This window comes from Aliibacillus thermotolerans, assembly GCF_027853235.1.
GTDB lineage: Bacteria > Bacillota > Bacilli > Bacillales > Marinococcaceae > Aliibacillus > Aliibacillus thermotolerans.
The window spans coordinates 109,186-135,657 of the sequence record NZ_WKJG01000061.1 but is presented as its reverse complement, the minus strand read 5'-3'; the positions used below and the strand labels follow the sequence as shown (position 1 = coordinate 135,657).

Sequence of the window (26,472 nt, the reverse complement as noted above, 5' to 3'; positions counted from 1 at the left end):
CATCAAAATAATCTAATCATTTGGAGGTGGACAACATAGAAACGATTATTGCCCAATTCATTAACGGGCTGTCATACGGTATGTTGTTGTTTGTCATTACTTGTGGATTAGCGTTAGTATTCGGAATATTAGGAGTTTTGAATCTTGCTCACGGATCGCTGTACATGATGGGGGCTTATGTCGCCTATTCCATTACTGTTTCTTTCGGCTTTAGTTTTTGGGTTGCATTGATCATTGCTCCTCTTACTGTAGCAGTGCTTGCGCTCATCATTGAGCGCACACTGCTCCATACTACTTACAAGCTAGGTCATTTGTCGCAGGTATTATTAACCTTTGGTTTAGCTTATATTCTTCATGATTTAGCGAAATTAGTATGGGGAGCGAATGTGTTATCTATTTCTGTTCCGTCCCTTTTTTCTGGTTCTGTTTCTATCTTAGGGCAAACATTTCCTTTATATCGTCTCATTGTCATTGGAGTGGGACTAGTCCTTGCTATCGGTCTGTGGTGGATACAAAACAAGACGAGATGGGGCGCGATTATTAGAGCAGGGTTAAGTGATAGTGAAATGATTGGGGCTCTCGGAGTGAATATTCGTTTCGTCTTCACAGTCGTGTTTGTGTTAGGAGGGTTTCTCGCTGGATTTGGTGGAGTGATTGCTGCTCCTATTTTAGGACTTTATCCGGATATGGAGTTCCAAACGTTAATTCTTGCGTTAGTTGTTCTCGTTATCGGTGGCTTAGGATCCATTACCGGAACATTTACAGCTGCCATTATTGTCGGAGTTTTGGAGACTTTTGGGCGCTACCTCGTCCCTGAGATAAGCATGTTTATCATTTTTGCTTTAATGGCGGTTATTCTCATATGGCGTCCTCACGGTTTACTCGGAAAGCAGGTGACGGAAGGATGACTTATCTGAAATTTGGAATTGCGGTCCTTTTATTTGGAGCAGCACCGTTTTTCTTAGCTTCTTTTCATATTTCTTTGTTAACGGAAATTCTCATTTTGGCGATATTTGCTCTCAGTTTAAATATTCTTGTCGGCTACACAGGTCTCGTCTCTTTAGGTCATGCTGCCTTTTTTGGTGCAGGGGCTTACGCTGCCGGATTAATTGGCCAACATGTGTCGGCTGAAATCATCACTACCTTGCTTGGCGGGGTACTCGTATCGTTCATGCTTGCTCTTGTTGTAGGAATATTTTGTATGAAAGTAAATGGGTTTTATTTTTTAATGTTAACCCTCGCTTTTTCGCAAATGATTTATTCATTTATCTATCAGTCCACTACTTGGACAGGTGGATCGAATGGTTTGACAGGGATACCAACCCCTTCATTGCTCGGCTTGGAACTGTCTAACATCGTTTGGGTGTTTTATGTTACTGCTATTCTTTTCCTTCTCTTATATGCTGGCATAAGTATCTTCGTGAAATCTCCATTTGGGCGTGTATTAGTAGGAATTAAAGAGAATGAAACGCGTCTCAAATCGATGGGATATAACACCAAGATTTATCGCTATGTCGCCTTTGTTATTTCCGGGACATTAGGGGGATTATCCGGGGTGTTATTTACCTATTTTAACGGGTTTATCGCTCCAACAAACGTATACTGGACAATGTCAGGAACGGTGTTAATTATGGTGTTAATCGGTGGTGCTGGGACAATGATCGGTCCGGTTTTAGGGGCTGCGTTGATCGTTATTCTCGAAACAGTGATTGCAACGTATACGGATATGTGGATGCTACTGCTCGGTGTGATTTTTATCTTCTTTGTCATTTTCCTTCCTGAAGGGATTTACGGCGTGTGGCAAAGAAGTACACGTAAATGGTTAAAAGGAAAAATTCCTCAACCGGAACTGAAAAAAGTTGACAGGGAAAAAGTGTCTTAGGAGGTAGTGATGTGAGCACACGGTCGATATTAGAAGTAAATCACATTAATAAACGATTTGGAGGGTTGGAAATATTAAAGGATATTTCCTTTCAAGTTCAACCAGGAGAAAGAATCGGTATTATCGGCCCGAATGGCGCTGGAAAAACAACGTTCTTCAACTTACTTACTGGTGACTTAACTCCCTCCCAAGGAACGATTACCTATCAAGGAAAAGATGTGACAGACGAGCCGAATTATCAAAGAACTCGTCGTGGGATTGTAAGAACGTTTCAAAAAAACAATTTATTAGACAATCTAACGGTTTTAGATAATTTATTGCTCGTCTTACAACGAAAACATGGCTTAAAAAATACGTGGTTTCGCGTGCGCAATGAGAAAAATTATGAAGCTCTCTATGAAGAAGCGGAAGAGTTGTTAGAGACTTGGGGCTTGTATCCAGTGTCAAATAAAATAGTTAAAAATCTTTCTTACGGGGAACAGCGTCAAATTGAAATTATGCTAGGAATCGCAACAGATCCAGAGATACTTTTGCTTGATGAACCGACAGCGGGGATGTCTCAAACTGAAACGGATGAAATCGTACGTCTCCTGGATGATTTACCGAAAGATTTGACAATCATGATTGTGGAGCATGACTTAGATGTCATATTTGGCTTAGCTGAGAGGATACTTGTGCTTCATGAAGGATATATTATGAACGACGATACACCGGAAACGATTCGTCATGATGCAAGAGTAAATGACATTTATATGGGGAAAAAGGGGGTTAGTTAAACATGCTTCAAATTAACAAGCTTCATGCATATTACGGGGAAAGTCATATTTTACATCATCTATCCCTTGAAGTAGAAGAAGGAACTGTATGTGCATTGCTTGGGAGAAACGGCATGGGAAAGACGACGACCATTCATTCTATTATGGGGATGGTTCCTCGAAGAGAAGGTTCCATTCGAGTGGATGGAAAAGAGATTATTTCTGCTAAGAGCTACCAAATTTCAAAGGAAGGAGTCGGATTGGTTCCTCAAGGAAGAAGAATTTTTCCCGATCTTACGGTTTATGAAAATTTAATGACTACTTATCGATCAGCTGAAGGAGGATGGAACATAGAAAAAATATTTCACTTATTTCCTCGTCTGAGAGAAAGACAACATTCAATGGGTGGAAATTTAAGTGGAGGAGAACAACAAATGCTCTCGATTGGTCGGGCGTTAATGACGAACCCAAAACTTTTGTTATTAGATGAGCCTTCCGAAGGACTATCTCCTTTAATGGTAAATGAAGTAAGCACCATTATTAAACAGTTGAAACAAGCAGGGCTTACCATGCTGTTGGTGGAGCAAAATTTAGCAATGGCTAAGGAAATCGCTGATTACGTCTATATTTTAAACAAAGGGCAAGTCGTCTTTGAAGGGGCTTCTGATTTGTTTGATGAAGATATACAAAAACGTCACTTGGCGTTAAGTTCGTAAAAGTACATGAAAAATAAATATTTTCAGAAAAATAGGTCGCTCTGGAACAATCATCCTCCAGGCGACCTATTTCATCGTGTTAGTAAGTTTCTACTGCGGTTTTAAAAGGTTGATCCGATACTTTAATAGATTCTGTTGGACATCCTTCTTCAGCATCTAATAAATCATCTTCTAAATCATCGGATATTTCAGCGATTCCTTGATTATCGTCTAACAAGACTTGAGAAAGCCCTTCATCATCATATTCAAAAATGTCCGGAGCCGTATCTGCGCAAGCTCCACATGCGATACAAGTGTCCTTATCAACCATCGCATATTTTCCCATTTCATCGTCCTCCTTTTTATTATGATAAAACATTAAGAAAAGATGCTCGTACTGTGAAGAGGTTGTACTTTCGCTTTCGGGTCAATGAATGATTTGGCATGATTCACAGCAATTGGAGCTTCTCCAAAACCGGTAGCGATTAATTTTACTTTTCCGTCATACATGCAAATATCACCAGCGGCATACACTCCAGGGATGTTCGTCTCCATTTTTGAGTTCACGACAATGGAATTTTTATCAATTTCTAAATCCCAATGAAGCATCGGTCCTAAGGAAGAAATAAATCCGTAGTTCACAATCACTTCATCGACATGAATGAATTCTTTGTGTGCTTCATTTTTACTATGTTGAAGCACAAATTCTTGAATGCCATCTTCATCCCCGGTAAAACTTGCGGGTACAAAAGGAGTTTTTACATCCACTGTACTTTCAAAAAGCTGTTTGACGCTATGTTCGTGAGCGCGAAACTTATCTCGGCGATGAACTAACGTCACTTTATTTGCAATAGGTTCTAGCATAAGAGACCAGTCTACCGCTGAATCACCTCCGCCAAAAATAAGCACATTTTTTTGACGGAAATGTTCCATGTCCTGAATAAAATAGTGCAAATTTTTCCCTTCATATTGTTCGATGTTATCTAGTTTTAATTTCCGCGGGCTAAAAGCACCGTTTCCGGAAGTGAGTATGACTGTTTTGGAAAGATGACTGCCTTTATTTGTCGTCATTTTAATCATGTCATCATTGGTACGGATCAGGGTTTCCACCATTTCATTAAGACAAATTGTCGGGTTAAAATAATTTGCTTGTTCGATTAGTTGGTCTACGAGGTCTTGAGCTTTCACCTTTGGAAAACCTGCCACATCATAAATATATTTTTCTGGATATAGTGCAGATAACTGCCCTCCTAATTCGGGAAGGGCGTCAATGATTTTAACTTTCATTTCTCGCAGGCCTGCATAAAAAGCAGTAAACAAGCCGGTAGGCCCCCCACCAATAATGGTGATATCATACACATCTTCATGAGATGCGGGCATGAAACAACCCCCTTTTTTAATATGTTTTTTTATCTATCGTTATTTAAAGATAATACATGGAAACTTTCCTCCTGTCAATAAGAAAATAATAAAATGTTGAAACAATTTTAGAAGCCTCTTATGGTTGTTGAAAATGCTATATTTGTGAAGGGAAACGAGAAAAGGTTTAAAAAAATTTCAAAAATGAAAAAGGGATATATTAAGAGAATGAGTGAGTATTTTGTCAAAATCATGAACTTATCTTGTAAAAACAATCTATTTGAATATTTGTATTATTCCCATATCCCATTTATATTATGAATTAGTTGCGAAAGTTAAAATAACATAATTAAAAGTAGGTAAACACTTGAAGGAGGTCGTTTTTATGTCGACAGCAGTTGAAAAGAAAAATTTAACGTTGAAAAAGCAAGACGGAATTGCGGAGGTGCATATTCACGTCAATAAGTCGAATTCCTATGATTTAGCGTTTTATAAAGAATTAAATGACGCGATTGATGATATCCGTTTTGACAGTGATATCAAGGTAGCGATTTTAATGAGTGATATGCCGAAGTTTTTCTCCGCAGGGGCAGACGTGAACTTTTTGAAATCTTCGGATCCGCGTTTTAAAACCCAGTTTTGCTTATTCTGTAATGAAACGTTAGATAAAATGGCGCGTTCTCCACAAATTTGGATTGCGTGTTTAGAAGGACACACAGTCGGTGGCGGCCTCGAAATGGCGCTCGGTTGTGACCTTCGCTTCATGGGAGACAAAGCTGGAAAAATTGGTCTTCCGGAAATTAGCCTCGGTGTATTGGCGGGTACTGGTGGAACCCAGCGTCTCCTTCGTCAAGTAGGGCATTCGAAAGCGTTGGATTTAAATATTACTGGGGAGACGCTCACACCACAAGAAGCGCTTGAGATTCATTTAGTAGACCGCGTATTTCCACAAGAAGAAGTGCGTGAGAAGACGTTAGAATACGCAAGAAATATTGTGAATAGCGCAACGTATGCCGCTTCCAACATTAAACTGTCTATTATGAACGGAAAAGAAATACCGCTGAACGTAGCGATTCGCTATGAAGGGGAACTACAAAACTTACTGTTCCGCTCAAACGATGCTCAAGAAGGTCTCAGCGCATTCCTTGAAAAAAGAGAGCCTCAATGGACTGGACAGTAAAAAACAGAAACAGAATGGCGGTATCGGTATGTCCGGTAGCGTCATTCTTTTCAAAGTAACATTTCCTAAGTGTAGAGAGGGGTGTAGCTATGGAAGATAAAACACAATCATTAGAACAAGCAATAAACGAACATATTCAATCGGGCGACTCCGTAGTCATGGGAGCTTGTTTGGAGCCGATGATCCCTTTTGCTGCCGCTCATGAACTCGTCAGGCAAGAAAAGAAAGATTTGGAATTAATTGCGCCTATTTCTGATATTTTAATCGACATGTTAATTGGTGCTGGCTCTGTGAGAAAGTTAACGGCAGCGTGGGCCGGCAACGTCAGTGCAGGGCTTGGTCATAACTACCGGCGTTCGGTAGAACAAGAAATTCCCTTTCGAATTGAAGTGGAAGACCATAGTAACTTTTCCATCGGGCTTGCCCTGTTAGCAGGAGCGATGGGAGTACCCTTTCTTCCTTCGCGTTCTTTATTAGGAACAGACATTTTAAATAGTAATAAGACGATGAAAACAGAAGAATACGAGGGAGAAAAGCTTGTCTATATACCGGCACTTCGTCCAGACGTAACAGTGCTCGGTGTTCAGCGGGCGGATAAACAAGGGAATGCGCACCTGTGGGGAAATATTGGGGTCGCTCAAGATGCAGCAATGGCAAGTAAAAAAGTCATTTTACTCGCGGAAGAAATTGTGGATGGTGAGGTAATCGAAAGTGATCCGAATCGAGTGCTTTTCCCAGGATTTAAAACGACAGCGGTCGTGCATTGTCCTGCATTTGCCCACCCGTCACCTGTGCAAGGATATTATCAACGGGACCATGACTTTTTCCATTCATACCACAAAGAAACAAAAACGCGCGAAGGCTTTTTAAGCTGGCTCGACAAGTATGTGACAGGAGTAAAGAGCCACGAACAATATCTTGAAAAAGTAGGGAACGATCGTATAGCAGCTTTGAAAATAAAAAATGAACGTTTCGCAGCACCTGTAAATTACGCAGCGGAATAGAGAGGAGGAAAAATGGTGGATTATACAACGGGTGAACTTATGGTCGTAGCAGCAGCTAGGGAAATTCAAGACAAAGAAGTAGTCTTTGTTGGAATGCGCCTTCCGATGCTTGCGTTTGCCGTTGCGAAAAAAACTCACGCACCAGAAGCAGTTGGCTTTTATGAATGTGGTGTGGTGAGAGACTTCCCATCAAACGAATTGCTCTATACAATGGGAGATACTCCCAATGTGGAAGGGGCACAATGGTGTACTTCGACAAACCATTTGATGTACTTGATGCAGAGTGGTCATGTCGATTGCGGTTTTATTGGCGGGGCAGAAGTTGACAAATTTGGAAACATCAATACGTCATATATTGGAAATTATGAACAGCCGAACGTTAAGTTGCCAGGAAGCGGCGGGGCAGCTGATATCGCTTCTTTATCCAAACGTCTTCTCGTCATTATGAACCACGAGAAAAGAAGATTTAAAGAAAAAGTGGACTATATTACGTCTCCTGGTGCAGGGGAAGGTGGAGAATGGCGAAAAGACCAAGGACTTCCACGGGGAGGAATTGGTGCTTTAATCTCTACTCTAGGGGTGATGCGACCTGGAAAAAACAATGAATTAGAGCTAGTAAGTATTCATCCCGGAGTGACCTTGGAAGAAATAAAAGATAATACAGGTTGGGATGTGAAAACAGCTATTAATTTTGAAGAGACACCACCACCGAAGCCTGAAGAACTAGAAGTTATCCGTTCTATTGATCCGAATGGATTTTGGACAGGGCAATAAGGGGGAAGGATATGAGGACAAATGAGATAAAATTTCTTGTGAACTGGGGAGACACGGACATGGCAGGGATCGTGTACTACCCCAACTACATGAAGTGGTTTGACATTGCAGGGCATCACTTTTTTCGGAGCTGTGATCTTTCTCCATCAAGATTAGAACAAGAAGAGATTATTCTACCTATTTTAGACGTTCGTTGTACATTTGTAAAACCATTATATTATGAAGACGTGATTACTGTACGGACTCGTGTCAATGAAATAAACAATAAAACGATAAAATTAAATCATGAAGTGTGGCGCGGCGAGGAACGGACCGGTTTTGGATATGAATTAAGAGGATGGGTAAAAAAAGAAAAACAAGGAATAAAAGCGGTTCCTATTCCTGAAAAAGTAAGAAGTATATTAAATCATGACGTTCATACGAAATCCGATATAACGCAACCGTTATTTAATGCATAGTATGGCATATTCCTCTATAATGATAGTATAACTTAGAAACGAAATAACGGACGGTGACTGACGATGAAACCTAGAGCATTGCTATTTACACTATATGGGGAGTATGTTCAATACTATGGTGGAGAAATTTGGGTAGGAAGTCTGATTCAGTTAATGAAACAATTTGGAGTATCAGAGTCCTCTGTGAGAGGTGCTCTTTTAAGAATGGTTCAAAAAGATTTAATGAAAGTTCGCAAAATCGGTAATAGAAGTTATTATTCCTTTACCCCACAAGGTCAAAGTCAGACAGAAGATGGGGTGAATAGAGTGTATGGGGAGCGTCCTTTTGAGTGGGACAACACTTGGCGAATTTTAACTTATTCCTTTCCTGAAGAAAAAAGAGATTTACGAAATGAAATTAGAAAAGAATTGATGTGGATAGGTTTTGGGGCGATTTCAAACAGTACGTGGGTCAGCCCTAATCCGCTTGAAAGTCAAGTGCTTGAGATGATGGAAAGATATGAACTTCATGACTACATGATGCTGTTTAGCTCATCTACGGTTCTTTCTCATTCGAATGATTGGATTGTCAATAAAGGCTGGAATTTAGATGAAATATCACGAGAATATGAAAAATTTATTGAACAGTATTCCGATAAATTTGAAGAGCTACAAAACAAGGCGCTAAATAATACATTGACAGATCAAGAAAGTTTTATTGAAAGAACCCAACTTGTTCATGAATATCGCAAGTTTTTATTTAAAGATCCTGGTTTTCCTGCTGAATTGTTGCCGGATCATTGGAAAGGAACAGAAGCGAGAGAATTGTTTTGGAAAATTCATCAATTAATCACTATTCCATCGGTTCGCTTTTTTGAATCTATTTTTGAACCAGCGCCAGATCGAGAAGTTGAGATAGATAGAGATAAAGCAATTAACCCATTTGACAAAGTACAAGTTTGACATATTAGTAATACGAGCGCTCGCTCACATATTCCATGAACCATTTTTTATTACTGTTGAGGTGGATAAGTATACAGATGAAAAAAAGAGTGACAGAACAGTTAGGTATTCGTTACCCAATTATTGAAGGAGGAATGGCCCACGTTGGAGACGGACGACTGGCTGCAGCTGTTACAAATGCTGGTGGTTTAGGACAAGTTGCAGTATCAGGTTTTTCACCTGAACGCTTCCGGGAACAACTTCAAATTGCTTCCACTCTGACTTCTGGGCCTCTTAGCGTAAATGTACCGTTAGGAAAATTTTTTGATTATGAACGTTATTTTCCCATCATTGAGGAAATGAAAGATCATATATCAGCCATTAGTCTTTCTTCAGGAGATCCTAGACCACATATCCCTTTTTTGAAGAATCTCGGTTTAACAGTCATGGTTGTCGTCGCTTCAGTAAAGCATGCGATTCATGCAGAAGAGGGAGGCGCTGATATGATTGTTTGTGAAGGGGTGGAAGCCGGTGGAAGAAACAGTCCACAAGAGTTAACTCTTTTTTCTCTTTTACCGGCGATTACAGCGAATACATCCCTTCCGGTCATTGCTGCAGGAGGAATAACAAACGGGAAAGCGATGTTTGGTGCATTTTCTTTAGGTGCAGAAGGGATACAAGTAGGCACGAGGTTTATCGCGACGAAAGAAAGTCCTGCCCACCCTTTTTACAAACGTGCCCTCGTGGAAGCGAGTGATGAGGATACGACGATTATTGAAAGAAGTATCGGAGGTGTAAACCGCGTACTTCTCAATGATTTCGTCAAAAAAATTCAAACAGCAGAAAAAAGAAATGCATCAGACATAGAACTTTTCAACTATATTAATGGACAACGCAATCGAATTGCAGCTATCGATGGAAAGATGGATGATGGCTGGGTTCATTCGGGACAAGGAATTCATTTCATTACGGAAATCGCATCAGTAGATCAAGTGATACGTAAATACATGGAAGACTTTCATAAGGCGTATGAAGAGGTCAAACAGAAAATGAATACGGTATCCATCTTGTAATGAAGGAGGTAAGTGGGAAATGAATGATGATTACATTACTTTACACGTAGAAGATCACGTTGCTTGGTTAACATTACACCGTGAGCCGATGAATATTTTGAATATTCAAATGATGAAAGAAATAGGACAAGCTTTAGAGTCCGTTTTACAAATGGAAGACAATTTGAATGCTTTCGTCATACAGGCAGAAGGAAAGGTGTTTTCCGCAGGAGTAGCAGTTGAAGATCATGTAGGAGAACTTGCAGAGCCGATGATCCATGCTTTTCATAAAATATTTCATCTTTTAGCTAAAATTAGTTGTCCAACAATCGGTGTTGTAGAAGGCGCGGCTATTGGGGGAGGTTGTGAGTTGGCCACATTTTGTGACATTACCTTCGTATCGGAAAATGCCAAACTAGGTCAACCGGAGATTAATTTAGGGTTATTTCCCCCTTTATCTGCAGCGTATTTCCCATGGTTAATGGGATATAACAAAACAATGGAAATGTTACTAACCGGAAAAAATATAACGGCGGAAGAAGCACAAGAAATCGGATTAATAAATAAAGTTGTAAAACCGGAAGAAATGAAAGAAGAGTTGAACAATTTTCTTGACAATTTAAAAGCAAAAAGCCGTCCAGCTTTACGTTTGACAAAAAAGGCGGTTCGTCGTTCCATGGCTACTTCGATTTCCAGCACACTTAGCGAAGTAGAACAAATATATTTGTGGGAACTCATGACAACCGAGGATGCCAAAGAAGGGCTGGATTCTTTTATGGAAAAACGTGAACCGGAGTGGGTTCACAGTTAGGAGGCAATGATGGATATTAAAGAAATTGAGGGGCTTGGCTACCGTATTGGTATTCCGATACCTTTTCCGATGAAATATGTCTATTGTTACTTATTTCCTCAAGATGACGGATACGTGCTTATTGATACTGGCATAAACGATGAAAACGCGCGCGCGGCTTGGGAGTCAGTATTTAAAAAGCTTCGCATGCATCCGCGGGAAATAAAAGAAATCTACGTGACACATTTTCATCCGGATCATAGCGGCCTTGCTGGTTGGTTACAACAAAAAACAGGGGCAATTGTTTACATGCATCCGTTCGATTATCAAGCGATGTTACACGTTTGGGGAGAAGATGGAAACCAAGCCAATTTAATCAAACAAATGGTCATTCGCCACGGGACTCCTGTTGCGTTGGGAGAAAAGATAGAAACGCAGATGAATCGGTTACAAGTGGCTCCCCTACCTTATGTCTCTTCATTGCCGTCTCGAGCGGTATTTGCTCAAAGAGAGTGGGAGATTTATCATACTCCAGGGCATAGTGACGGGTTCATTACTTTTTATGATCCGAAAGAAAAGTGGTTATTGTCTTCTGATCTCATTTTAGATCCAATCACACCAAATATTAGTGTATGGCCCCGTATGAGTGAGCGACCATTACATGATTATATCTCTTCCCTTCATAAAATCAGAAAAATCCCGGTAAAAGCGGCTTTGACGTCACACGGGGAACTTGTCAATGATGTGAAGAAACGAATTGATGAGCTTATCGTTCATCATGAAAAAAGATTGACGGATATTAAAAATATGGCTGATGGAAGCACTGCATATCAAATTGCCGCTCATCTTTTTCGCCACCGCCAATTAAATGCACATCAGTGGCGCTTTGCTATTGCTGAAACGTTGGCGCACCTTTACTATTTGGAGGAAGAAGGACAAGCGGAGAAGCGAAAAGGATCAAATGGTAATTATTATTATGAGCTGAAAATGGTAGAAAAAATTTAAATCACAACCGTAAAAATTACGTCCGTATAAAAAACATAACAAAAACTATTGACACAAATATTTGGATGATTTATATTATTAAATAAATACGAAAAATAAAAAAACGTATTGATAAGGTGGTGGATAAAGTCAAAAATGCAAAGTAACCACATTGTCCAAGGAAGTGCAATCGTTTTCAAATAGTGAATGTCACAAAGTCTACTTTTTATTATTTTACACATTGGATTCATTCGGTTGTACGGAAATCAAGAAGGGTTTTGGAAACGAATACAAGGGGATTAGAAATATTCGTCAAGGGGAGGCTTCTTAAAATGATGAGTTATAAGGAAAAAGTAATAGAAGGCACAGAAAAATATTGGAACATGCTAAAAGAAGTAGCGGATCCAGAATTTCCAATCAGTGTTGTTGATATGGGTCTAATACGGGGGATTGAAAAACGTAATAATTCATTGACGGTGACAATGACGTTCACTTCCACAGGATGCGGTTGCATGGACTGGATTGAAAATGATGTGAGAGAAAGGTTGCTTCAAGCAGAGGAAATTGAAAGTGTAGAAATTAAGGTCACTTGGGATCCAGCCTGGACGATCAATGATATGACAGAAGAAGGAAAAAACAAAATGAAATATTGGGGAGTTAGTTCCTGATTCACACGGTTTCCCGATGGGTTATTTGATTAGGAAAGGAGCAGTTTAGATGGCTCATAAAAATAAAAATGCTCTCGTTCAATTAGCAGAGACGATGGCGGATAATAAATACGTGATGGGAAATCGGTTAGTAGAAGTCGGGGTGAGCGGTCCTACGATAGAAGCAACCCTTTCTTCTATCTCTTTGTCCCAAGGGGAACTAAGTCACGCGAGACTTTTATATCGCTGGTCAAATGACATGCAAGGATTGCAAACTAAAAAAGTGAAAGCAGTGAAGCAACCGGAAAAAGTTTTTCCACAAATGAAAGAAGCTACTAATTGGATAGAATTAATTGTCGGTTTGTATGTAAATAACGTTGCTATTCAAGCCGTCTTGAGAGAAATAATGAAAAACAAACAACAAGAACTCAATCTGCAATTTTCAAAGATGATGATTGAACTAGAAGATCATTTAACTTATGCAAAAGAATGGTGTCACTTGTTGATTCATGATAAAGGATCCATTCCGAAAAAGTTTGTCGAAAATCTAGAAAGAGCAGTGCAACCGGTTGAAAAATGGTTGAATGAAGTAGAAAATAATAAAGAATTACAACAATTGGGCGTCATTTCTCAAGATAGTAATCTTACTTCACTATTTAAAGAAACGATAGCAACATTGCCAGTCACTCGTACTGGTCAACGTGTTAGTTAGTCAAACTGAGACAATGAACGAAGGGTGCAGTCGTAATGTTAAATACAGTCACAAAGAGCGCAGTAATCGGATCCGGAACGATGGGGGTAGGTATTGCACAAGTCCTCATTCATGGCGGCATTCCTACTGTTCTGTATGACTTATCTGAAGAGCAAGCGAGAAAAGCAAAAGAGACATTGATTAAGCGATTCAGTAGACTAGTAGAAAAAGGAAAAATGTCTGAAGTGGAAAAAGATAAAGCGTTAGGGCGCTTACAAGTAACAACGGATATCAGACAGGTATATAGAGTTGGGGTGATTATTGAAGCGGTTCCCGAAAATATCGAAATGAAACAGTCGATATTTAAGGAATTAGAAGAAAATTGTCCGGATGACACTCTCTTTGCGACAAACACGTCTTCTTTATCCGTGACAGAAATCGCCGGTGTGTTGAAACGACCTTCTAGACTAGCGGGACTTCATTTCTTTAACCCGGCACCACTCATGCCACTTGTTGAAATCATTAAAGGAACGGATACATCCAAAGAAACGATTCATTTGCTGCAACAGTTTGTAACCCAAATAGGAAAAACAGCTGTTATTTGTCAAGATACACCAGGGTTTATCGTGAACCGCATCGCTCGACCATTTTACAATGAAGCCCTTCGCATTGAGAAGGATAACATTGCAAGTGTAGAAAAGATTGACAGAATTTTAAAAATAATCGGAGGATTCAAAATGGGTCCTTTTGAACTCCAAGACTTGATCGGAATCGACGTCAATTTTGCAACTACAAAAACGGTTCACAACAGCTTTTATGGAGAAAGTCGCTTCCGCCCCCAATATCAACAGGAAAGAATGGTGCAAGCAAAGCGCCTCGGGCGAAAAACGGGAGGAGGGTTTTATCGTTATGAATCCAGTTAACATCCTGATTATGGGAAATAACCGCCTCGCCTCCTCTCTTTCCGAATGTTGGCAGTTGAACAATTATCACGTGGTTCATCATCTGGAGAACATGGAAAAGGTAAACTTTGTGATTGAAACGGAAAATTTAGATAAAGAAACGAAGCAAATGCAACTGGGCGACATCGAAAAAAGCATTTCCAAGGACACTCCCATTTTAACTACAACCCTTGGATGGTCGGCGACAGAAGTTGCTTCATGGCTGATGTATCCAGAAAGAGTTATAGGATTTGCAGCTTTTGATAATGTGAAAGATGCACCGGGAATTGAAGCGGTACTCCCTTTACAAGGAAAAGAAAGTTATCTCTTGTACGTGACGGAACAATTCAAGCAAATTGGGAAAGAAGTAATCGAAGTAGACGAAGATGAACCGGGACTCGTATACCCTCGCATCCTTTCCATGATTGTAAATGAAGCAGCTTATGCACTGATGGAACAAACGGCTTCTGCAAGAGATATTGATCGAGCGATGAAGTTAGGAACAAATTATCCTGCCGGACCATTAGAATGGGCAGCTGAAATTGGGATTGATAATGTTTATGCTGTACTTCAAGGGTTGTATCAACATTTAGGAGAGGAAAGATATCGCCCTGCTTCTCTTATAAAAAAACTCGTCTATGCAAATTGGATTGGTCACGCTACTAAAAAAGATTTTTATTATTTTGAAAAGAGAAAAAATAAAGAATTTACAAAAATGTAGTAAATAAAACATCAGCTTCGTCAATGAAAAAGTTGAAGGAGGATATGAATGGCTGAAAGTGTAGCACAATCAAAGCTCATAAAAAAAGAATACAATCTTTTTATCAATGGGGAATACGTTGAGCATTCAAGTGGGGAATATTTTGAGACACATAATCCTGCCACTGGGGAAGTGCTTGCAAACGTAGCAAAAGCATCGAAAGAAGATGCAGATCGCGCCGTAAAAGCTGCTCGCCAAGCATTTGATCATGGAAAATGGCCAAGAATGACAGCAGCAAGACGGGCAAGAGTGTTAAATAAAATTGCTGATGTGATGCGCAGTCGCTTTCGTGAATTAGTCGAAGCGGAAGTGTTAAACAGTGGAAAAACGGTTGCTGCTGCCGAGGGACAAATCACACAAGCAATTGAAGACTTCGAATTTTATGCTGGTGCCATTAGCACATTCGGTGGAAGAACGAACCCGATGCCAAATGGTTTCTTTAACTACACCCAAAAGGAACCGGTGGGTGTTTGTGCACAAATCATTCCTTGGAACTATCCGCTCATGATGGCTGCATGGAAAGTGGCTCCGGCATTAGCAGCAGGTTGCACCATTGTATTGAAACCAGCTAGTTATACACCTATCACCGCTTATATGCTTGCAGATATTTGTCAAGAAGCCGGAGTTCCTCCAGGAGTATTAAATGTGGTTACCGGCAGTGGTTCTGAAATTGGTCCGTTTTTAATTGAACACCCAGAAGTGGACAAAGTGGCATTCACTGGAGAGACGGAGACAGGAAAAGATATTATGGCGCGAGCTTCTGACACTTTAAAGCGCGTAACATTGGAGCTAGGCGGTAAATCTCCAAGCATCATTTGTGATGATTGTGACTTGGAAGCGGCAGTGGACGGTTCTTTATTCGGAATATTCTATAATTCCGGCCAATCTTGTGAAGCCCGATCACGCATCTTTGTTCATGAAAATATCTATGACGAATTTATGGAGCGATTTATTGAGAAAACGAAACGAGTCAAAGTCGGAAACCCATTTAATAAAGAAACACATATGGGAGCATTAATTTCTAAAAGTCATGAAGAAACAGTAGACAGTTATGTAAAACTTGCAAAAGAAGAAGGGGGAGAGGTTCTATACGGTGGAAAGCGTCCCGATGGACCGGAATTTGAAAACGGTTATTGGTACATGCCTACTATTATTGGAAATGTGACGAATGATATGAAAGTTGCGCAAGAAGAAATATTCGGTCCTGTCGTGGTGGTGATGAAATTTCATGACGAAAAGGAGGTGTTAGAACGAGCAAATGATACGATTTTTGGTCTAGGCTCTGCCGTGTGGACAAAAGATCACGGGAAAGCACACCGATTAGCGTCAGGCTTAAGAGCTGGAATTGTCATGGTAAACAATCCGATTTCGGCATTTCCGGGTACTCCGTTTGGTGGATATAAACAATCTGGTTTCGGGCGTGAACTGAGTGTAGAAACACTTGATTTATATTCGGAAACGAAGAGTGTCGTCTCCTATGTAGGAGAAAAGCATTTAAATATTTTGGGAGTTAAATAGGAAATGATGCTTTATTTTAGAAAAAATAACTTTTAACTAATTTTAGGAGGAGATTATATGAGTACAACAGAAGTAGCAAAAAAGAATTTAACGTTGAAAAAGCAAGACGGAATTGCGGAGGTGCATATTCACGTCAATAAGTCGAATTCCTATGATTTAGCGTTTTATAAAGAATTAAATGACGCGATTGATGACATCCGTTTTGACAGTGATATCAAGGTAGCGATTTTAATGAGTGATATGCCGAAGTTTTTCTCCGCAGGGGCAGACGTGAACTTTTTGAAATCTTCGGATCCGCGTTTTAAAACCCAGTTTTGCTTATTCTGTAATGAAACGTTAGATAAAATGGCGCGTTCTCCACAAATTTGGATTGCGTGTTTAGAAGGACACACAGTCGGTGGCGGCCTCGAAATGGCGCTCGGTTGTGACCTTCGCTTCATGGGAGACAAAGCTGGAAAAATTGGTCTTCCGGAAATTAGCCTCGGTGTATTGGCGGGTACTGGTGGAACCCAGCGTCTCCTTCGTCAAGTAGGGCATTCGAAAGCGCTGGATTTAAATATTACTGGGGAGACACTCACACCACAAGAAGCGCTAGAAATTCATTTAGTTGACCGCGTATTTCCACAAGAAGAAGTGCGTGAGAAGACGTTAGAATACGCAAGAAATATTGTGAACAGCGCAACGTATGCCGCTTCCAACATTAAACTGTCTATTATGAACGGAAAAGAAATGCCACTGAACGTAGCGATTCGCTATGAAGGGGAACTACAAAACTTACTGTTCCGCTCAAACGATGCTCAAGAAGGTCTCAGCGCATTCCTTGAAAAAAGAGAGCCTCAATGGACTGGACAGTAAGTGTTGAAAGAAAGAGAGGTACATGTGAGGCTACGGGTCACAGGACCCATGGTCTCCTCTTTCTGTTCCGTTTGTTGTAAGCGTTATCAATATCGTGTCTAACTTAAACTTGATGCCTTACACCCAGATAATCATAAAGAGTCTAATATTGCATGGGAGGCGTATTATGATTGGTTCGATGGAAGAACTGAAAGGGCTGAAAAAAACGTATAATGCAGCCTATCGGTTCATAGATACAAATGTGAAAGAAGGATTAGGGAATAAAGAGGCAATTGTATGTGGGAATGAAAGTCTTACTTATCATGAGATTGCAAAACGAATAAATCAGTTCGGCAATGCTCTTTTGGATATTGGTGTAGAACCTGAAAATAGAATATTACTTGTCACATACGATTCCCCAGAATTTATTACTACTTTTTTTGGAGCGATAAAGATAGGAGCAATTCCTATTCCTGTCAATACAATGATGAAGCCTCACGATTATGAATATTTTTTAAATCACAGTCGTGCGAAAGTGTTAGTTGTTCATGAAGATATTTGGGAGCATTTAAAGGATCATCAGGATCGTTATTTATTTTTAAAACACGTGATCGTCATTTCTGAAGGAGGAAATAAGAGCACAGAATATATTGATTTCCATCACTTTGTAAACAGTGCTTCTGACCAATTGACAGAAGAATACTACACTACCGCAGAAGACATTGCATTTTGGTTATATAGTTCAGGTAGTACAGGGAATCCGAAAGGTGTTTTGCATCGGCAAGAAAGTATGGAAGCATGTTACGAAAATTATGCAAGGAAAATATTGCATATGAAAAAAGAGGATAAAGTTTTTTCTGCCTCAAAATTATTTTTTGCCTATGGATTGGGAAATGGTTTATATTTTCCATTCGGAGCAGGTGCTACTACGATCCTGCTAAAAGAAAGGCCAACACCAGAGAGAGTATTTGAGTTAATTGAAAGGGAAAAACCCACTATTTTCTTCGGTGTTCCTACGCTTTATGGAGCGATGCTTAACTATATTTCTGAAACGGGCCGAGTTCCTGACCTTTCTTCTGTTCGTGTCTGTGTCTCTGCAGGTGAACCTCTACCTGCTAGTTACTTTGAAAAGTGGAAAGAAATCTTTCATTTAAATATTTTAGACGGTATTGGCTCTACCGAAGCCCTTCATATTTATCTCTCAAACCGAAATGATAACATCAAGGCAGGAAGCACAGGAAAATTAGTGCCAGGCTACAAGGCGAAAATAGTCAATGAGTTAGGGGAAGAACTGCCACCGAATGAAATTGGTGACTTACTGATTAAAGGAGATAGCATCACTTCTGGATACTGGCTAAACAAAGGAGAAAATCATCACAAATTTAAGGGAGAGTGGATGCATACCGGGGATAAATATTACCAAGATGAGGAAGGCTATTTTTGGTATAGCGGTCGTTCCGACGATATGATGAAAGTCGGAGGAATATGGGTATCACCAGTGGAAGTAGAAACGACATTGTTATATAGAGAAGATGTATTAGAAGTGGCAGTTGTCGGGGAAAAGAACAAAGCGAATCTCGTTTATCCGAAAGCTTATATCGTACTTAAAAATAAAGAAGATGCTTGTGAAGAATTAAAAGAAACGATGAAGCTACATGTAAAGCAAAATCTTGCTCCGTATAAATATCCACGGGAAATTGAGTTCGTAGATGAGCTTCCGAAAACTGCAACCGGGAAAATTCAACGATTTAAATTAAGAACAAAATAGAAATAGAGTACCATTTTTGTGGATTTTTCCCTACTTCATTCCTTAAGTTTACTCACCGAAAACGTCAACATGTTTCTCGTCTGCAACTTCGGATGCACGTGCGAATAGTAAACAGGTCGGTCGACGCAAGAGAAAGCTTCCTGGCATCATGAGACCATTCAGTGGGAGTTTGAGGCGAAATGTGGTCGCATGGATCTTTTATGTGACAATTCATTGCATCGTTTTCGTAAAAATAGGTCGTATGAAGACCTATTTTTATCCCAATTTCTTCCAATGTTGACATTCATACGACCGTTCCATCGGTGTTTTACAAAATAAAGCGTCGCATGAAACGTTCATGGGACGCTTCATCTTCTTTTCTAAAGCGAAATTGGTCGCATGAAGCATCAAAGCGCTCCAAATCACCTATTTATTGATAATTTTAGCCTTCTTGGGACCATTCCTGATCAGATTGTATAAATAAAGTGTCGCATGACGAGTGCATACGACACTTTATTCCTCTATAGGATGAAATATTAGTCTCATCTTCTCTTAAAATTTCCCTTGGCGGTAATCTAAGAAGGCTTGTCTAATTTCTTCTTCTGTGTTCATGACAAAAGGTCCTTGGGCGACCACTCTTTCTTTTATCGGTTCTCCTGCATATAAGATCGCATGAAGAACATCAGAGGTTGTTTTTACGGAAAGAGTGCTATTTTCTTCTTGTGTTCCGTTCCCGGGACCGAGCCAAAGGACGTGATTTTTTTCTCCTTTTTGTGCTCTTTCACCAAATATTCCATTACCTTCTAGAATATAAAGAAAACCGTTATAAGAAGCAGGAATATCGATGGTTGTCTCCGCTTCCGGCTCCATCATCATATCGAGCATCATGATGGGTGTATAGTTTAACGTTGGGGCTTGTTTCCCTTTGTAAGTACCGGAAAAGATGCGGATGCTTGTGCCTTGTTCTTTCATTAACGGCATATCTTGTTGATAAAGATCTTGATAACGAGTGTCGGTCATTTTGTTTTTGGCGGGTAAGTTTATCCATAATTGAAGACTGTGAACGGTTTGATCCCCAACAGGTTCTTCTGCGTGAAGAATTCCCTTTCCTGCAGTCATCCACTGAACGTCTCCTTTTTTTAATATCCCTTCCCCACCATGATTATCTTTATGATGAAGCTCGCCGTCCACGACATACGTAACAGTTTCTATTCCGCGATGTGGATGAAATCCGAACGTTCCTTTCTGAAACCAATCTTCGGCCATGATTAGAAATGGATCAAACTCTTCCCAACGACCTGGTTCTAATACCCAACCTTGCGTGTGCGACGGACTATTTTGAGTGTGGGTGACCTTCCACTGTTTCGAAATTTCCCTTTTCATTCCATCACCTCAACCTTTTTCCATATTCTTATCTATCAGTGTATCATGAACAGAAGGGACAACTATATTTTTTTGGGGAAAAGCATGTATAATGAAACAAGGATTTACATGATTTTCCGCGGAGGGATTGGATGAAGTTGCTTGCAGTTCAACCATACGTTCAAGTTCGTCGTGTCGTGTCTAGCATTGATCAAACGGAAGAGGAAGAACTCAGAGAGCTCCAACTATACGACGATCGCATCAAAACGAAATATCGAGAGTTTCCGATAGCGGATGTTCTTGATATGTCTTATCGCCCCATTGGAAAAAGTGGAGGATTGCTTTATTTACACACGTTAAAAGGAGTCTATTCATACTATGTGTTGTCTTCGCCTAAGGAATTCATCGACGTGTTTTATGAACATCCATTTCACTCATAAGCATTCACTTTATTTAACGTTTCAATTAAGTGATGAAAAAATGGTTTTACGATAAAGTCTTTTGCACCTAAATTGATTGCTTCGATCATATGATTTTTCGTACCGAGTGCAGAACACATAATGACTTTTGCTTCTTCGTCGTAGGATAGTATTTCTTTTAAAGCAGACAGCCCATCTTTTACAGGCATCACGATATCAAGAAGCACGATATCCGGTTTTTCTTTCTTATATTGTTCAATGGCGTCTTGTCCATTATTAGCAAGCAAACTCACTTTGTAATTGTTTTGTTGTTCAATAACATTTGTAAGGAACTTTTGCATAAAGACAGAATCATCAGCGATCAATATTGTTTTCATCGTTACTACCTTCTTTTTTCATTGGTTTGATATCGTATCGACACGCAGACAAGGAAATGCTAACCCACACAAAATATATGTCGGCATTTCATCAATGAATGTAAATGGTGTATTACTATTTTACTATTTTTCGATAAGGTTTTGGGAATGTTTGACTATTACCGCTTATTTTTTTGGAGAGGATTTTCTGCATTACGATAAAATAACCCCGCGAAAATTCCCTTCAACTTTTGTCGGATATATGAAACAATATGGTAGACCGGAACGAGAGGTATTCAGAAGGGAGGATGAGAAATGGAGGCAACAAGTGATGATCGTTTGTTTTCGATGCTCATATACGTTATTAGTTTATTTTTTCCGGTATTAGGTCCGTTAATTATTTGGCTTATTAAAAGAGATGATTCAGATTTTATTGATTATCACGGGAAAGAATACTTTAATTTTCTTATTTCTTTTACTATTTATGGAATCATTGCTGGGTTGTTAATTTTTGTATTAATAGGACTTCTGTTAGCACCGATCGTTGGGATTGTTGCATTTATACTTACAATTATTGCGGCAGTGAAAGCTTATCAAGGTGATATGTACCGTTTCCCTTTCATTTTTCGTTTAATTAAGTAAGGAAAAATGAAGCAGAAAGGATGCTCCTTTCTGCTATTTATGTGGCAAAAAGATGAGGAAGATTACGCTTCTAGTACGAGTCGTTCGAGTTCAAGGGGTTGCACCGGTTCGCCATTTTTATAGGCACGCATGTTTCCGCCTGAAATTTCATCAATTAATATAATGTCTCCGTCGGATGATCGTCCAAATTCCAGCTTAATATCATAGAGCTCAATATTTTTTTTCAAAAGTTCCTCTTTCACGATATCGCTAATTTGTTTCGTTAATTGTTTTAATGTGTCATATTCTTTTTCGGTTAAAATACGAAGCATGACAAGGGCTTCTTTACTAATGGGAGGATCTCCTCGTTCATCATCTTTTAGCGTCATCTCGATGAAACCATCAAGTGGTTGACCTTCCTCCGCATATTTTCCATAACGACGCAGAAAACTACCGACAGCTCGGTAACGGCAAATGACTTCCAGACCTTCTCCAAAAACAGACGCCGGCTTTACCGTCATTGTCTGTTTGTCCATATTCGCATCTATGTAATGGGTCGGGATATTTTTTTCTTGTAATTTTTCAAAAAAGAATGTGGTGAGTCGTAGTCCTGCTTTCCCTGCCCCTTCCATGGATAACCCGACTGTATTTGCTCCGGGATCAAAAACACCATCTTCACCGGTGACGTCGTCTTTAAATTGTAGGACGTAGTTCCCATCTTCTCGTTCATATACGTCTTTCGTTTTTCCTTTATACTTTAGTTTCATATTTCCAATCCTTTCTCCGCATAGATAAAAGAAGCCTATGCTTATTATGAATGTTTTTCGATGGATAAATCAACTCCTACAAAAATAAAATGAGTTGTCAGAAAAAGTGATACCTGTGGTACGATGGGGTTTAGGAGGTTGATACAGATGAGTGAAGAGCAATCTTTCGTACTTTCTTTAGAAGATGATTTATTTATACGAGGGGAAGTACATGCACCAAGTAACAGAGAAAAGGCACCGGTAGTGATTATTTGTCATGGTTTTAAAGGATATAAAGATTGGAACTTCTTCCCTTACACAGCGACAACGTTAGCAAAGCACGGTTTTTATGCCATTCGCTTTAACTTTTCGATGAATGGTGTGAAAGGAGATGACTTTGATGAACTGGAAAAATTTGCTGAAAATACGTATTCAAGAGAGTTAAATGATTTGCACGTGTTAATGGAAAAAATGGAACAAAGAGAGCTTCCTTATGCAGAATTTTTTGATTTGGAACGTGTTGGGATACTCGGTCATAGTCGTGGTGGGGGAGACAGCGTTTTATTCGCTTCAGAAAGTAAGCGGATACAAGCGGTGGTGACATGGAATGGAATTTCGCAAGTAGATATTTGGGGCGATGATTTTCGAAAGCAAGTGTTTACAGAGGGAGTCGGCTACGTGGAGAACAAACGGACAAACATTCAAATGCCGATTAAACGCAATGTGTTTGATGATATAGAAAAGAATAAAGAACGATTTGACATATTGGGGAAAATTTCAAATATTAAAGTACCTATACTGATTGTGCAAGGAGATGCAGATCTGGAACGGCTGGTCGAAGGGGCGAAAAAAATGCATGAAAAAGCACCTCACAGTCAACTGATGATGATAAAAGGTGCAGGTCATACTTTTAATGCTAGCCATCCGCTTATGACCATACCGGAAGAATTGGAAGAAGCGTTAAATGAAACGACGCGCTTTTTCACAGAGTCACTAAAATGAGGAAAGGAAGAAATGTGATGGAGTGGACGCCGGAAAAAGCATACGCTTTTCTGCAAGAGATTTACACTGATGAACTGATGCAACAAGAAAAGCGCCACGTATTTCAACTAGCCCAAAACAAAATGAAACAGTTGCTTCGTACGCTATCCATCGAAGAAGCGATAGAACCATATGAGAAACGTTTGGCTCGTTTTAAAGAATATGCGTCGATGCCCGGAGATACGTTGTTTTGGTCGATGCAACATCTCTTTAATATCGCTCGAGGTGAAAAAGATAACAATCCTATCGAGACAAAAAAACATGTAACACGCATTTATGAAACGTTATTTGTTCCAGCAGGACGGAAAGTACCCATCATCCCGGACTCTTTTTGGAAAACCCCGCTTGGGATTGCTTGTCAAATCGCTGAAGATGGGATTGAATCGGTGTATCCGATTCTTGATGAAATGAAAAATTCGTAATGATGATCTTTCGCACTCCTTCTCTTATTGCTTGAAGTGGAGAAGGGGTATTTGCTGTTATTGAGCATTTTTATAGGATATGCTATAGAAAAGTAATAAACTTGATGAAAAATGGTTCATGCTTGGAAAAGTAAGAGGAATGATTTTCCATCCATGAGTTGTGCAATCACGCCCTGAATACGACTAGGAACACACCTTCAGTTTTTGAACATTGTTTATGTAAGCACACTTCCACGTACTATTTCATACGAGTCTCAAGAATGTGCTCGTATTTTCTCCAAACCTTTTTTCTTTGTTTAAATGAACGTACTTGGGAATTTGCTTATAAAAGGGAATAACAGGATAGTTATGATATGATAAGACAAGTGTGAATCCGATTCGTTGATTATATTGGGGGAGAAAACATGTTTCATACATCCACCTCATTGAAAAATGCCATTAAACAAGTAGAACAAGTAGTGGTAGGAAAAAGAGAGGCCATAGAATTAAGTTTTACCGCTTTATTAGCAAAAGGTCATGTGCTTTTAGAAGACGTTCCGGGAGTTGGAAAAACGATGATGGTCCGAGCCATTGCCCGTTCCATTGGTGCCGAGTTTAAACGAATTCAATTTACGCCAGATTTATTACCTTCCGATGTGACAGGAGTCTCGATATACAATCAAAAAACGGAACAATTTGAATTTCGTCCTGGTCCGGTGATGAGCAATGTAGTACTAGCCGACGAAATTAACCGTACCTCCCCGAAAACCCAGTCTGCACTCTTGGAAGCGCTGGAAGAAGGAAACGTGACGATTGATGGTGAGACGAGACCACTCCAGTCTTTCTTTTTTGTCATGGCGACGCAAAATCCAATTGAATATGGAGGAACGTATCCCTTACCGGAAGCCCAATTAGATCGTTTCTTAATGAAGTTAAAATTAGGTTATCCATCGTATGAGGAAGAATTAGAAGTATTGGAACGGGTGAGAATGAATCATCCAATTGAACATGTAGAGGAAGTATTAACGATAGAAGAAATTTTAACGATGCAACAACAAGTAAGAGAGGTATATATAGACGATTCCTTAAAGCAGTATATTGTGGATATTGTCACTGCGACAAGAAATCACAAAGATGTCTATGTGGGAGTCAGTCCACGTGGATCCATCGCGTTAATGAGAGCTGCTCAAGCGCACAGCTTTTTAAAGGGAAGAGATTATATCATTCCGGATGATGTGAAATATTTGGCACCTTACGTATTGACGCACCGTATTCATTTGCATCCCCATGTAGAGTTGCAAGATCACTCTCAAGAAAAAATAATCGATGATATTTTAAGTGCAACGAAAGTTCCGGTATCCTCCAGTAAAATGGTGAAGCGGGGATGAAACAGCACGCCATTAATATAGGGAAAGTGATTTTTGCACTGATGATTTTTGCCGCTTTATATGCATATGCGATGTTTCAAGGCGGATTTGTAAGTTGGTTTTTATTTTATAGTGTCACTCTTTTGCTTTTATTCAATGGGCTTCTCATGATTTATCCGCTTCGTGCTTTTTCTGTTACTCGTCAACTTCCCAAAAGGATTCTTCATACGGATGAAACGGTGACTATTACTGTCAAACTCAAACGAAAAACTACTTTTCCGTTTCTTTTTTTGTACGTGAGAGACCGTGTACCACGAGGATGGTCGAAAACAAACCCGGGAACAATGATGTTCTTTTCCATGGCAAAAGAATTTTCTTTTTCCTATGATGTTCACACGATACAGAGAGGGGAATATCATTTTACGGAAATCATCATAGAAATGTATGATTTATTCGGTTTTTTTCAAAAAAAAGCAAATCTTTCCTATCAGGATACGGTAACGGTCTTGCCACCTCTATATCCACTGACTACTTGGTATCAAACGCGTTTTCAAGAAGAACAAACCACTTCTTCTTTAAAGAATGAAGGAGAACCGTCACATTCGATTCGGTCGCTTAGAGAATATGTTCCTGGGGATAAATTAACGAGTGTTGATTGGAAAGTGACTGCGAGAACACGCCAGTTAGTGACGAAAGAATTTGAAGCGGAGGAAGGACAAGGTTGCGTTCTCATATTAGACAATGTCGGTCAGCAAGAAAAGCTATTCGAAATGATGGTGTCATTCACTGCTTCCTTTGTACATGAATGTTTTCGGAAAAAAAGTTCGATTCATTTTCAATGTAGTGGGGAAGAAGATCGCTCACAAGCAAAAAGAAATGAAAAAGAAATTTTGCTTCAGTTAGCAGTGATTCAAAACATAGAAAGTTTTCCTCTAAAGACACAAGTCCCTGCTTTTTTACCTTCGTCTTCTGTACGATTGTTTATGTATGTGACCTCACAATTCAATCGACCGATTGTGGAAGAATGGAAGATGTTGTTAGAGAGAGGGGAACATGTTGCCATTCATTATTTTTTGGAACAGGACGACCAAGGAGTAGACGCTTCCTTTCAACAGTTGCGAAAGTTAGGTGCCAGCGTATATAAGCATCTTAGCTAGGAGAGGAGAG

30 protein-coding genes are annotated in these 26,472 nt (G+C 39.7%); 25 read left to right on the top strand and 5 right to left on the bottom strand.

The window, feature by feature from the left end; all coding sequences use genetic code 11:
• Window positions 1–35 precede the first annotated feature (35 nt).
• From GJS40_RS10610 to GJS40_RS10595, 4 genes are read left to right on the top strand one after another with little or no spacing between them, the layout of a single operon-like run.
• The gene (locus tag GJS40_RS10610; protein ID WP_270897854.1) at window positions 36–908 is read left to right on the top strand and encodes a branched-chain amino acid ABC transporter permease; all 873 of its coding nucleotides are present in this window, start codon (window positions 36–38) and stop codon (window positions 906–908) included.
• Entirely contained in the window at window positions 905–1,882 is a 978-nt protein-coding gene (locus GJS40_RS10605; RefSeq protein ID WP_270897831.1) for a branched-chain amino acid ABC transporter permease, read from the top strand. The genes GJS40_RS10610 and GJS40_RS10605 overlap by 4 nt, the downstream gene beginning before the upstream one ends.
• Before the next feature lie 11 nt (window positions 1,883–1,893).
• The gene (locus GJS40_RS10600) at window positions 1,894–2,658 is read left to right on the top strand and encodes an ABC transporter ATP-binding protein (protein ID WP_270897830.1); all 765 of its coding nucleotides are present in this window, start codon (window positions 1,894–1,896) and stop codon (window positions 2,656–2,658) included.
• 2 nt (window positions 2,659–2,660) lie between these two features.
• On the top strand, window positions 2,661–3,353 hold the full coding sequence (locus tag GJS40_RS10595; RefSeq protein WP_270897829.1) for an ABC transporter ATP-binding protein: 693 nt from the start codon (window positions 2,661–2,663) through the stop codon (window positions 3,351–3,353).
• A 79-nt stretch (window positions 3,354–3,432) separates the two neighbouring features.
• On the opposite strand, the gene GJS40_RS10590 is transcribed toward GJS40_RS10595, so the two are convergent.
• Both GJS40_RS10590 and GJS40_RS10585 read right to left on the bottom strand, forming a co-directional pair.
• On the bottom strand, window positions 3,433–3,678 hold the full coding sequence (locus GJS40_RS10590) for a ferredoxin (RefSeq protein WP_270897828.1): 246 nt from the start codon (window positions 3,676–3,678) through the stop codon (window positions 3,433–3,435).
• A 32-nt stretch (window positions 3,679–3,710) separates the two neighbouring features.
• Window positions 3,711–4,712 carry an NAD(P)/FAD-dependent oxidoreductase gene (locus GJS40_RS10585; RefSeq protein WP_270897827.1) on the bottom strand — a complete coding sequence of 334 codons (1,002 nt, stop codon included), beginning with the start codon at window positions 4,710–4,712 and terminating at the stop codon, window positions 3,711–3,713.
• Window positions 4,713–5,076: 364 nt separating this feature from the next.
• On the opposite strand from GJS40_RS10585, the gene GJS40_RS10580 reads away from it, so the two are divergent.
• From GJS40_RS10580 to GJS40_RS10510, 15 genes are all read left to right on the top strand, one after another.
• The gene (locus tag GJS40_RS10580) at window positions 5,077–5,871 is read left to right on the top strand and encodes an enoyl-CoA hydratase/isomerase family protein (protein WP_270897826.1); all 795 of its coding nucleotides are present in this window, start codon (window positions 5,077–5,079) and stop codon (window positions 5,869–5,871) included.
• An 89-nt stretch (window positions 5,872–5,960) separates the two neighbouring features.
• Complete coding sequence (locus GJS40_RS10575; protein WP_270897825.1) at window positions 5,961–6,875, top strand: CoA transferase subunit A; 915 nt, start codon at window positions 5,961–5,963, stop codon at window positions 6,873–6,875.
• Window positions 6,876–6,887: 12 nt separating this feature from the next.
• A complete protein-coding gene (locus tag GJS40_RS10570) occupies window positions 6,888–7,649 on the top strand; it encodes a CoA-transferase subunit beta (RefSeq protein WP_270897824.1) in 762 nt (253 codons plus the stop codon).
• A gap of 11 nt (window positions 7,650–7,660) precedes the next feature.
• Window positions 7,661–8,107 carry an acyl-CoA thioesterase gene (locus GJS40_RS10565; RefSeq protein WP_270897823.1) on the top strand — a complete coding sequence of 149 codons (447 nt, stop codon included), beginning with the start codon at window positions 7,661–7,663 and terminating at the stop codon, window positions 8,105–8,107.
• A 63-nt stretch (window positions 8,108–8,170) separates the two neighbouring features.
• On the top strand, window positions 8,171–9,049 hold the full coding sequence (locus tag GJS40_RS10560) for a PaaX family transcriptional regulator (RefSeq protein WP_270897822.1): 879 nt from the start codon (window positions 8,171–8,173) through the stop codon (window positions 9,047–9,049).
• A gap of 77 nt (window positions 9,050–9,126) precedes the next feature.
• Window positions 9,127–10,101 carry an NAD(P)H-dependent flavin oxidoreductase gene (locus GJS40_RS10555; protein ID WP_270897821.1) on the top strand — a complete coding sequence of 325 codons (975 nt, stop codon included), beginning with the start codon at window positions 9,127–9,129 and terminating at the stop codon, window positions 10,099–10,101.
• Window positions 10,102–10,120: 19 nt separating this feature from the next.
• A complete protein-coding gene (locus GJS40_RS10550; RefSeq protein WP_270897820.1) occupies window positions 10,121–10,891 on the top strand; it encodes an enoyl-CoA hydratase/isomerase family protein in 771 nt (256 codons plus the stop codon).
• A gap of 9 nt (window positions 10,892–10,900) precedes the next feature.
• Window positions 10,901–11,875 carry an MBL fold metallo-hydrolase gene (locus tag GJS40_RS10545; protein ID WP_270897819.1) on the top strand — a complete coding sequence of 325 codons (975 nt, stop codon included), beginning with the start codon at window positions 10,901–10,903 and terminating at the stop codon, window positions 11,873–11,875.
• 311 nt (window positions 11,876–12,186) lie between these two features.
• Window positions 12,187–12,522: a metal-sulfur cluster assembly factor gene (locus GJS40_RS10540; RefSeq protein WP_270897818.1), complete on the top strand. Its 336-nt coding sequence runs from the start codon at window positions 12,187–12,189 to the stop codon at window positions 12,520–12,522.
• Between the two features lie 49 nt (window positions 12,523–12,571).
• Window positions 12,572–13,213 (top strand): Phenylacetic acid catabolic protein, encoded by a 642-nt coding sequence (locus tag GJS40_RS10535; protein WP_270897817.1) that lies wholly within the window; start codon window positions 12,572–12,574, stop codon window positions 13,211–13,213.
• Between the two features lie 35 nt (window positions 13,214–13,248).
• A complete protein-coding gene (locus GJS40_RS10530; protein WP_270897816.1) occupies window positions 13,249–14,115 on the top strand; it encodes a 3-hydroxyacyl-CoA dehydrogenase NAD-binding domain-containing protein in 867 nt (288 codons plus the stop codon).
• On the top strand, window positions 14,102–14,854 hold the full coding sequence (locus tag GJS40_RS10525; protein ID WP_270897815.1) for a 3-hydroxyacyl-CoA dehydrogenase family protein: 753 nt from the start codon (window positions 14,102–14,104) through the stop codon (window positions 14,852–14,854). Before GJS40_RS10530 ends, GJS40_RS10525 begins: the two co-directional genes overlap by 14 nt.
• Window positions 14,855–14,902: 48 nt before the next feature.
• Window positions 14,903–16,411: an aldehyde dehydrogenase family protein gene (locus GJS40_RS10520; protein ID WP_270897814.1), complete on the top strand. Its 1,509-nt coding sequence runs from the start codon at window positions 14,903–14,905 to the stop codon at window positions 16,409–16,411.
• Window positions 16,412–16,468: 57 nt separating this feature from the next.
• Window positions 16,469–17,266 (top strand): enoyl-CoA hydratase/isomerase family protein, encoded by a 798-nt coding sequence (locus tag GJS40_RS10515; RefSeq protein WP_270897813.1) that lies wholly within the window; start codon window positions 16,469–16,471, stop codon window positions 17,264–17,266.
• Window positions 17,267–17,432: 166 nt separating this feature from the next.
• A complete protein-coding gene (locus GJS40_RS10510) occupies window positions 17,433–19,013 on the top strand; it encodes a benzoate-CoA ligase family protein (RefSeq protein ID WP_270897812.1) in 1,581 nt (526 codons plus the stop codon).
• 531 nt (window positions 19,014–19,544) lie between these two features.
• Here the strand turns inward: GJS40_RS10510 and GJS40_RS10505 are convergent.
• Complete coding sequence (locus GJS40_RS10505) at window positions 19,545–20,375, bottom strand: pirin family protein (protein WP_270897811.1); 831 nt, start codon at window positions 20,373–20,375, stop codon at window positions 19,545–19,547.
• 131 nt (window positions 20,376–20,506) lie between these two features.
• On the opposite strand from GJS40_RS10505, the gene GJS40_RS10500 reads away from it, so the two are divergent.
• Window positions 20,507–20,794 (top strand): hypothetical protein, encoded by a 288-nt coding sequence (locus GJS40_RS10500; RefSeq protein WP_270897810.1) that lies wholly within the window; start codon window positions 20,507–20,509, stop codon window positions 20,792–20,794.
• On the opposite strand, the gene GJS40_RS10495 is transcribed toward GJS40_RS10500, so the two are convergent.
• Window positions 20,785–21,150 (bottom strand): response regulator, encoded by a 366-nt coding sequence (locus GJS40_RS10495; protein ID WP_270897809.1) that lies wholly within the window; start codon window positions 21,148–21,150, stop codon window positions 20,785–20,787. The genes GJS40_RS10500 and GJS40_RS10495 overlap by 10 nt on opposite strands.
• 294 nt (window positions 21,151–21,444) lie before the next feature.
• Here GJS40_RS10495 and GJS40_RS10490 point away from each other — a divergent pair, with 294 nt between their 5' ends.
• On the top strand, window positions 21,445–21,771 hold the full coding sequence (locus GJS40_RS10490) for a DUF4870 domain-containing protein (RefSeq protein ID WP_270897808.1): 327 nt from the start codon (window positions 21,445–21,447) through the stop codon (window positions 21,769–21,771).
• A 62-nt stretch (window positions 21,772–21,833) separates the two neighbouring features.
• Here GJS40_RS10490 and GJS40_RS10485 read toward each other — a convergent pair whose 3' ends face one another.
• Window positions 21,834–22,517, bottom strand: coding sequence for a phosphoribosylaminoimidazolesuccinocarboxamide synthase (locus GJS40_RS10485; protein WP_270897807.1), 684 nt, complete (start codon window positions 22,515–22,517; stop codon window positions 21,834–21,836).
• 147 nt (window positions 22,518–22,664) lie between these two features.
• Here GJS40_RS10485 and GJS40_RS10480 point away from each other — a divergent pair, with 147 nt between their 5' ends.
• The 4 genes from GJS40_RS10480 (at window position 22,665) to GJS40_RS10465 (ending at window position 26,462) form a co-directional block, all read left to right on the top strand.
• On the top strand, window positions 22,665–23,498 hold the full coding sequence (locus GJS40_RS10480) for an alpha/beta hydrolase family protein (RefSeq protein WP_270897806.1): 834 nt from the start codon (window positions 22,665–22,667) through the stop codon (window positions 23,496–23,498).
• A gap of 17 nt (window positions 23,499–23,515) precedes the next feature.
• Window positions 23,516–23,959, top strand: a complete 444-nt coding sequence (locus tag GJS40_RS10475) for a hypothetical protein (protein ID WP_270897805.1) — start codon at window positions 23,516–23,518, stop codon at window positions 23,957–23,959.
• A 404-nt stretch (window positions 23,960–24,363) separates the two neighbouring features.
• A complete protein-coding gene (locus GJS40_RS10470) occupies window positions 24,364–25,326 on the top strand; it encodes an AAA family ATPase (protein WP_270897804.1) in 963 nt (320 codons plus the stop codon).
• Window positions 25,323–26,462, top strand: coding sequence for a DUF58 domain-containing protein (locus GJS40_RS10465; RefSeq protein WP_270897803.1), 1,140 nt, complete (start codon window positions 25,323–25,325; stop codon window positions 26,460–26,462). The genes GJS40_RS10470 and GJS40_RS10465 overlap by 4 nt, the downstream gene beginning before the upstream one ends.
• Window positions 26,463–26,472 lie beyond the last annotated feature (10 nt).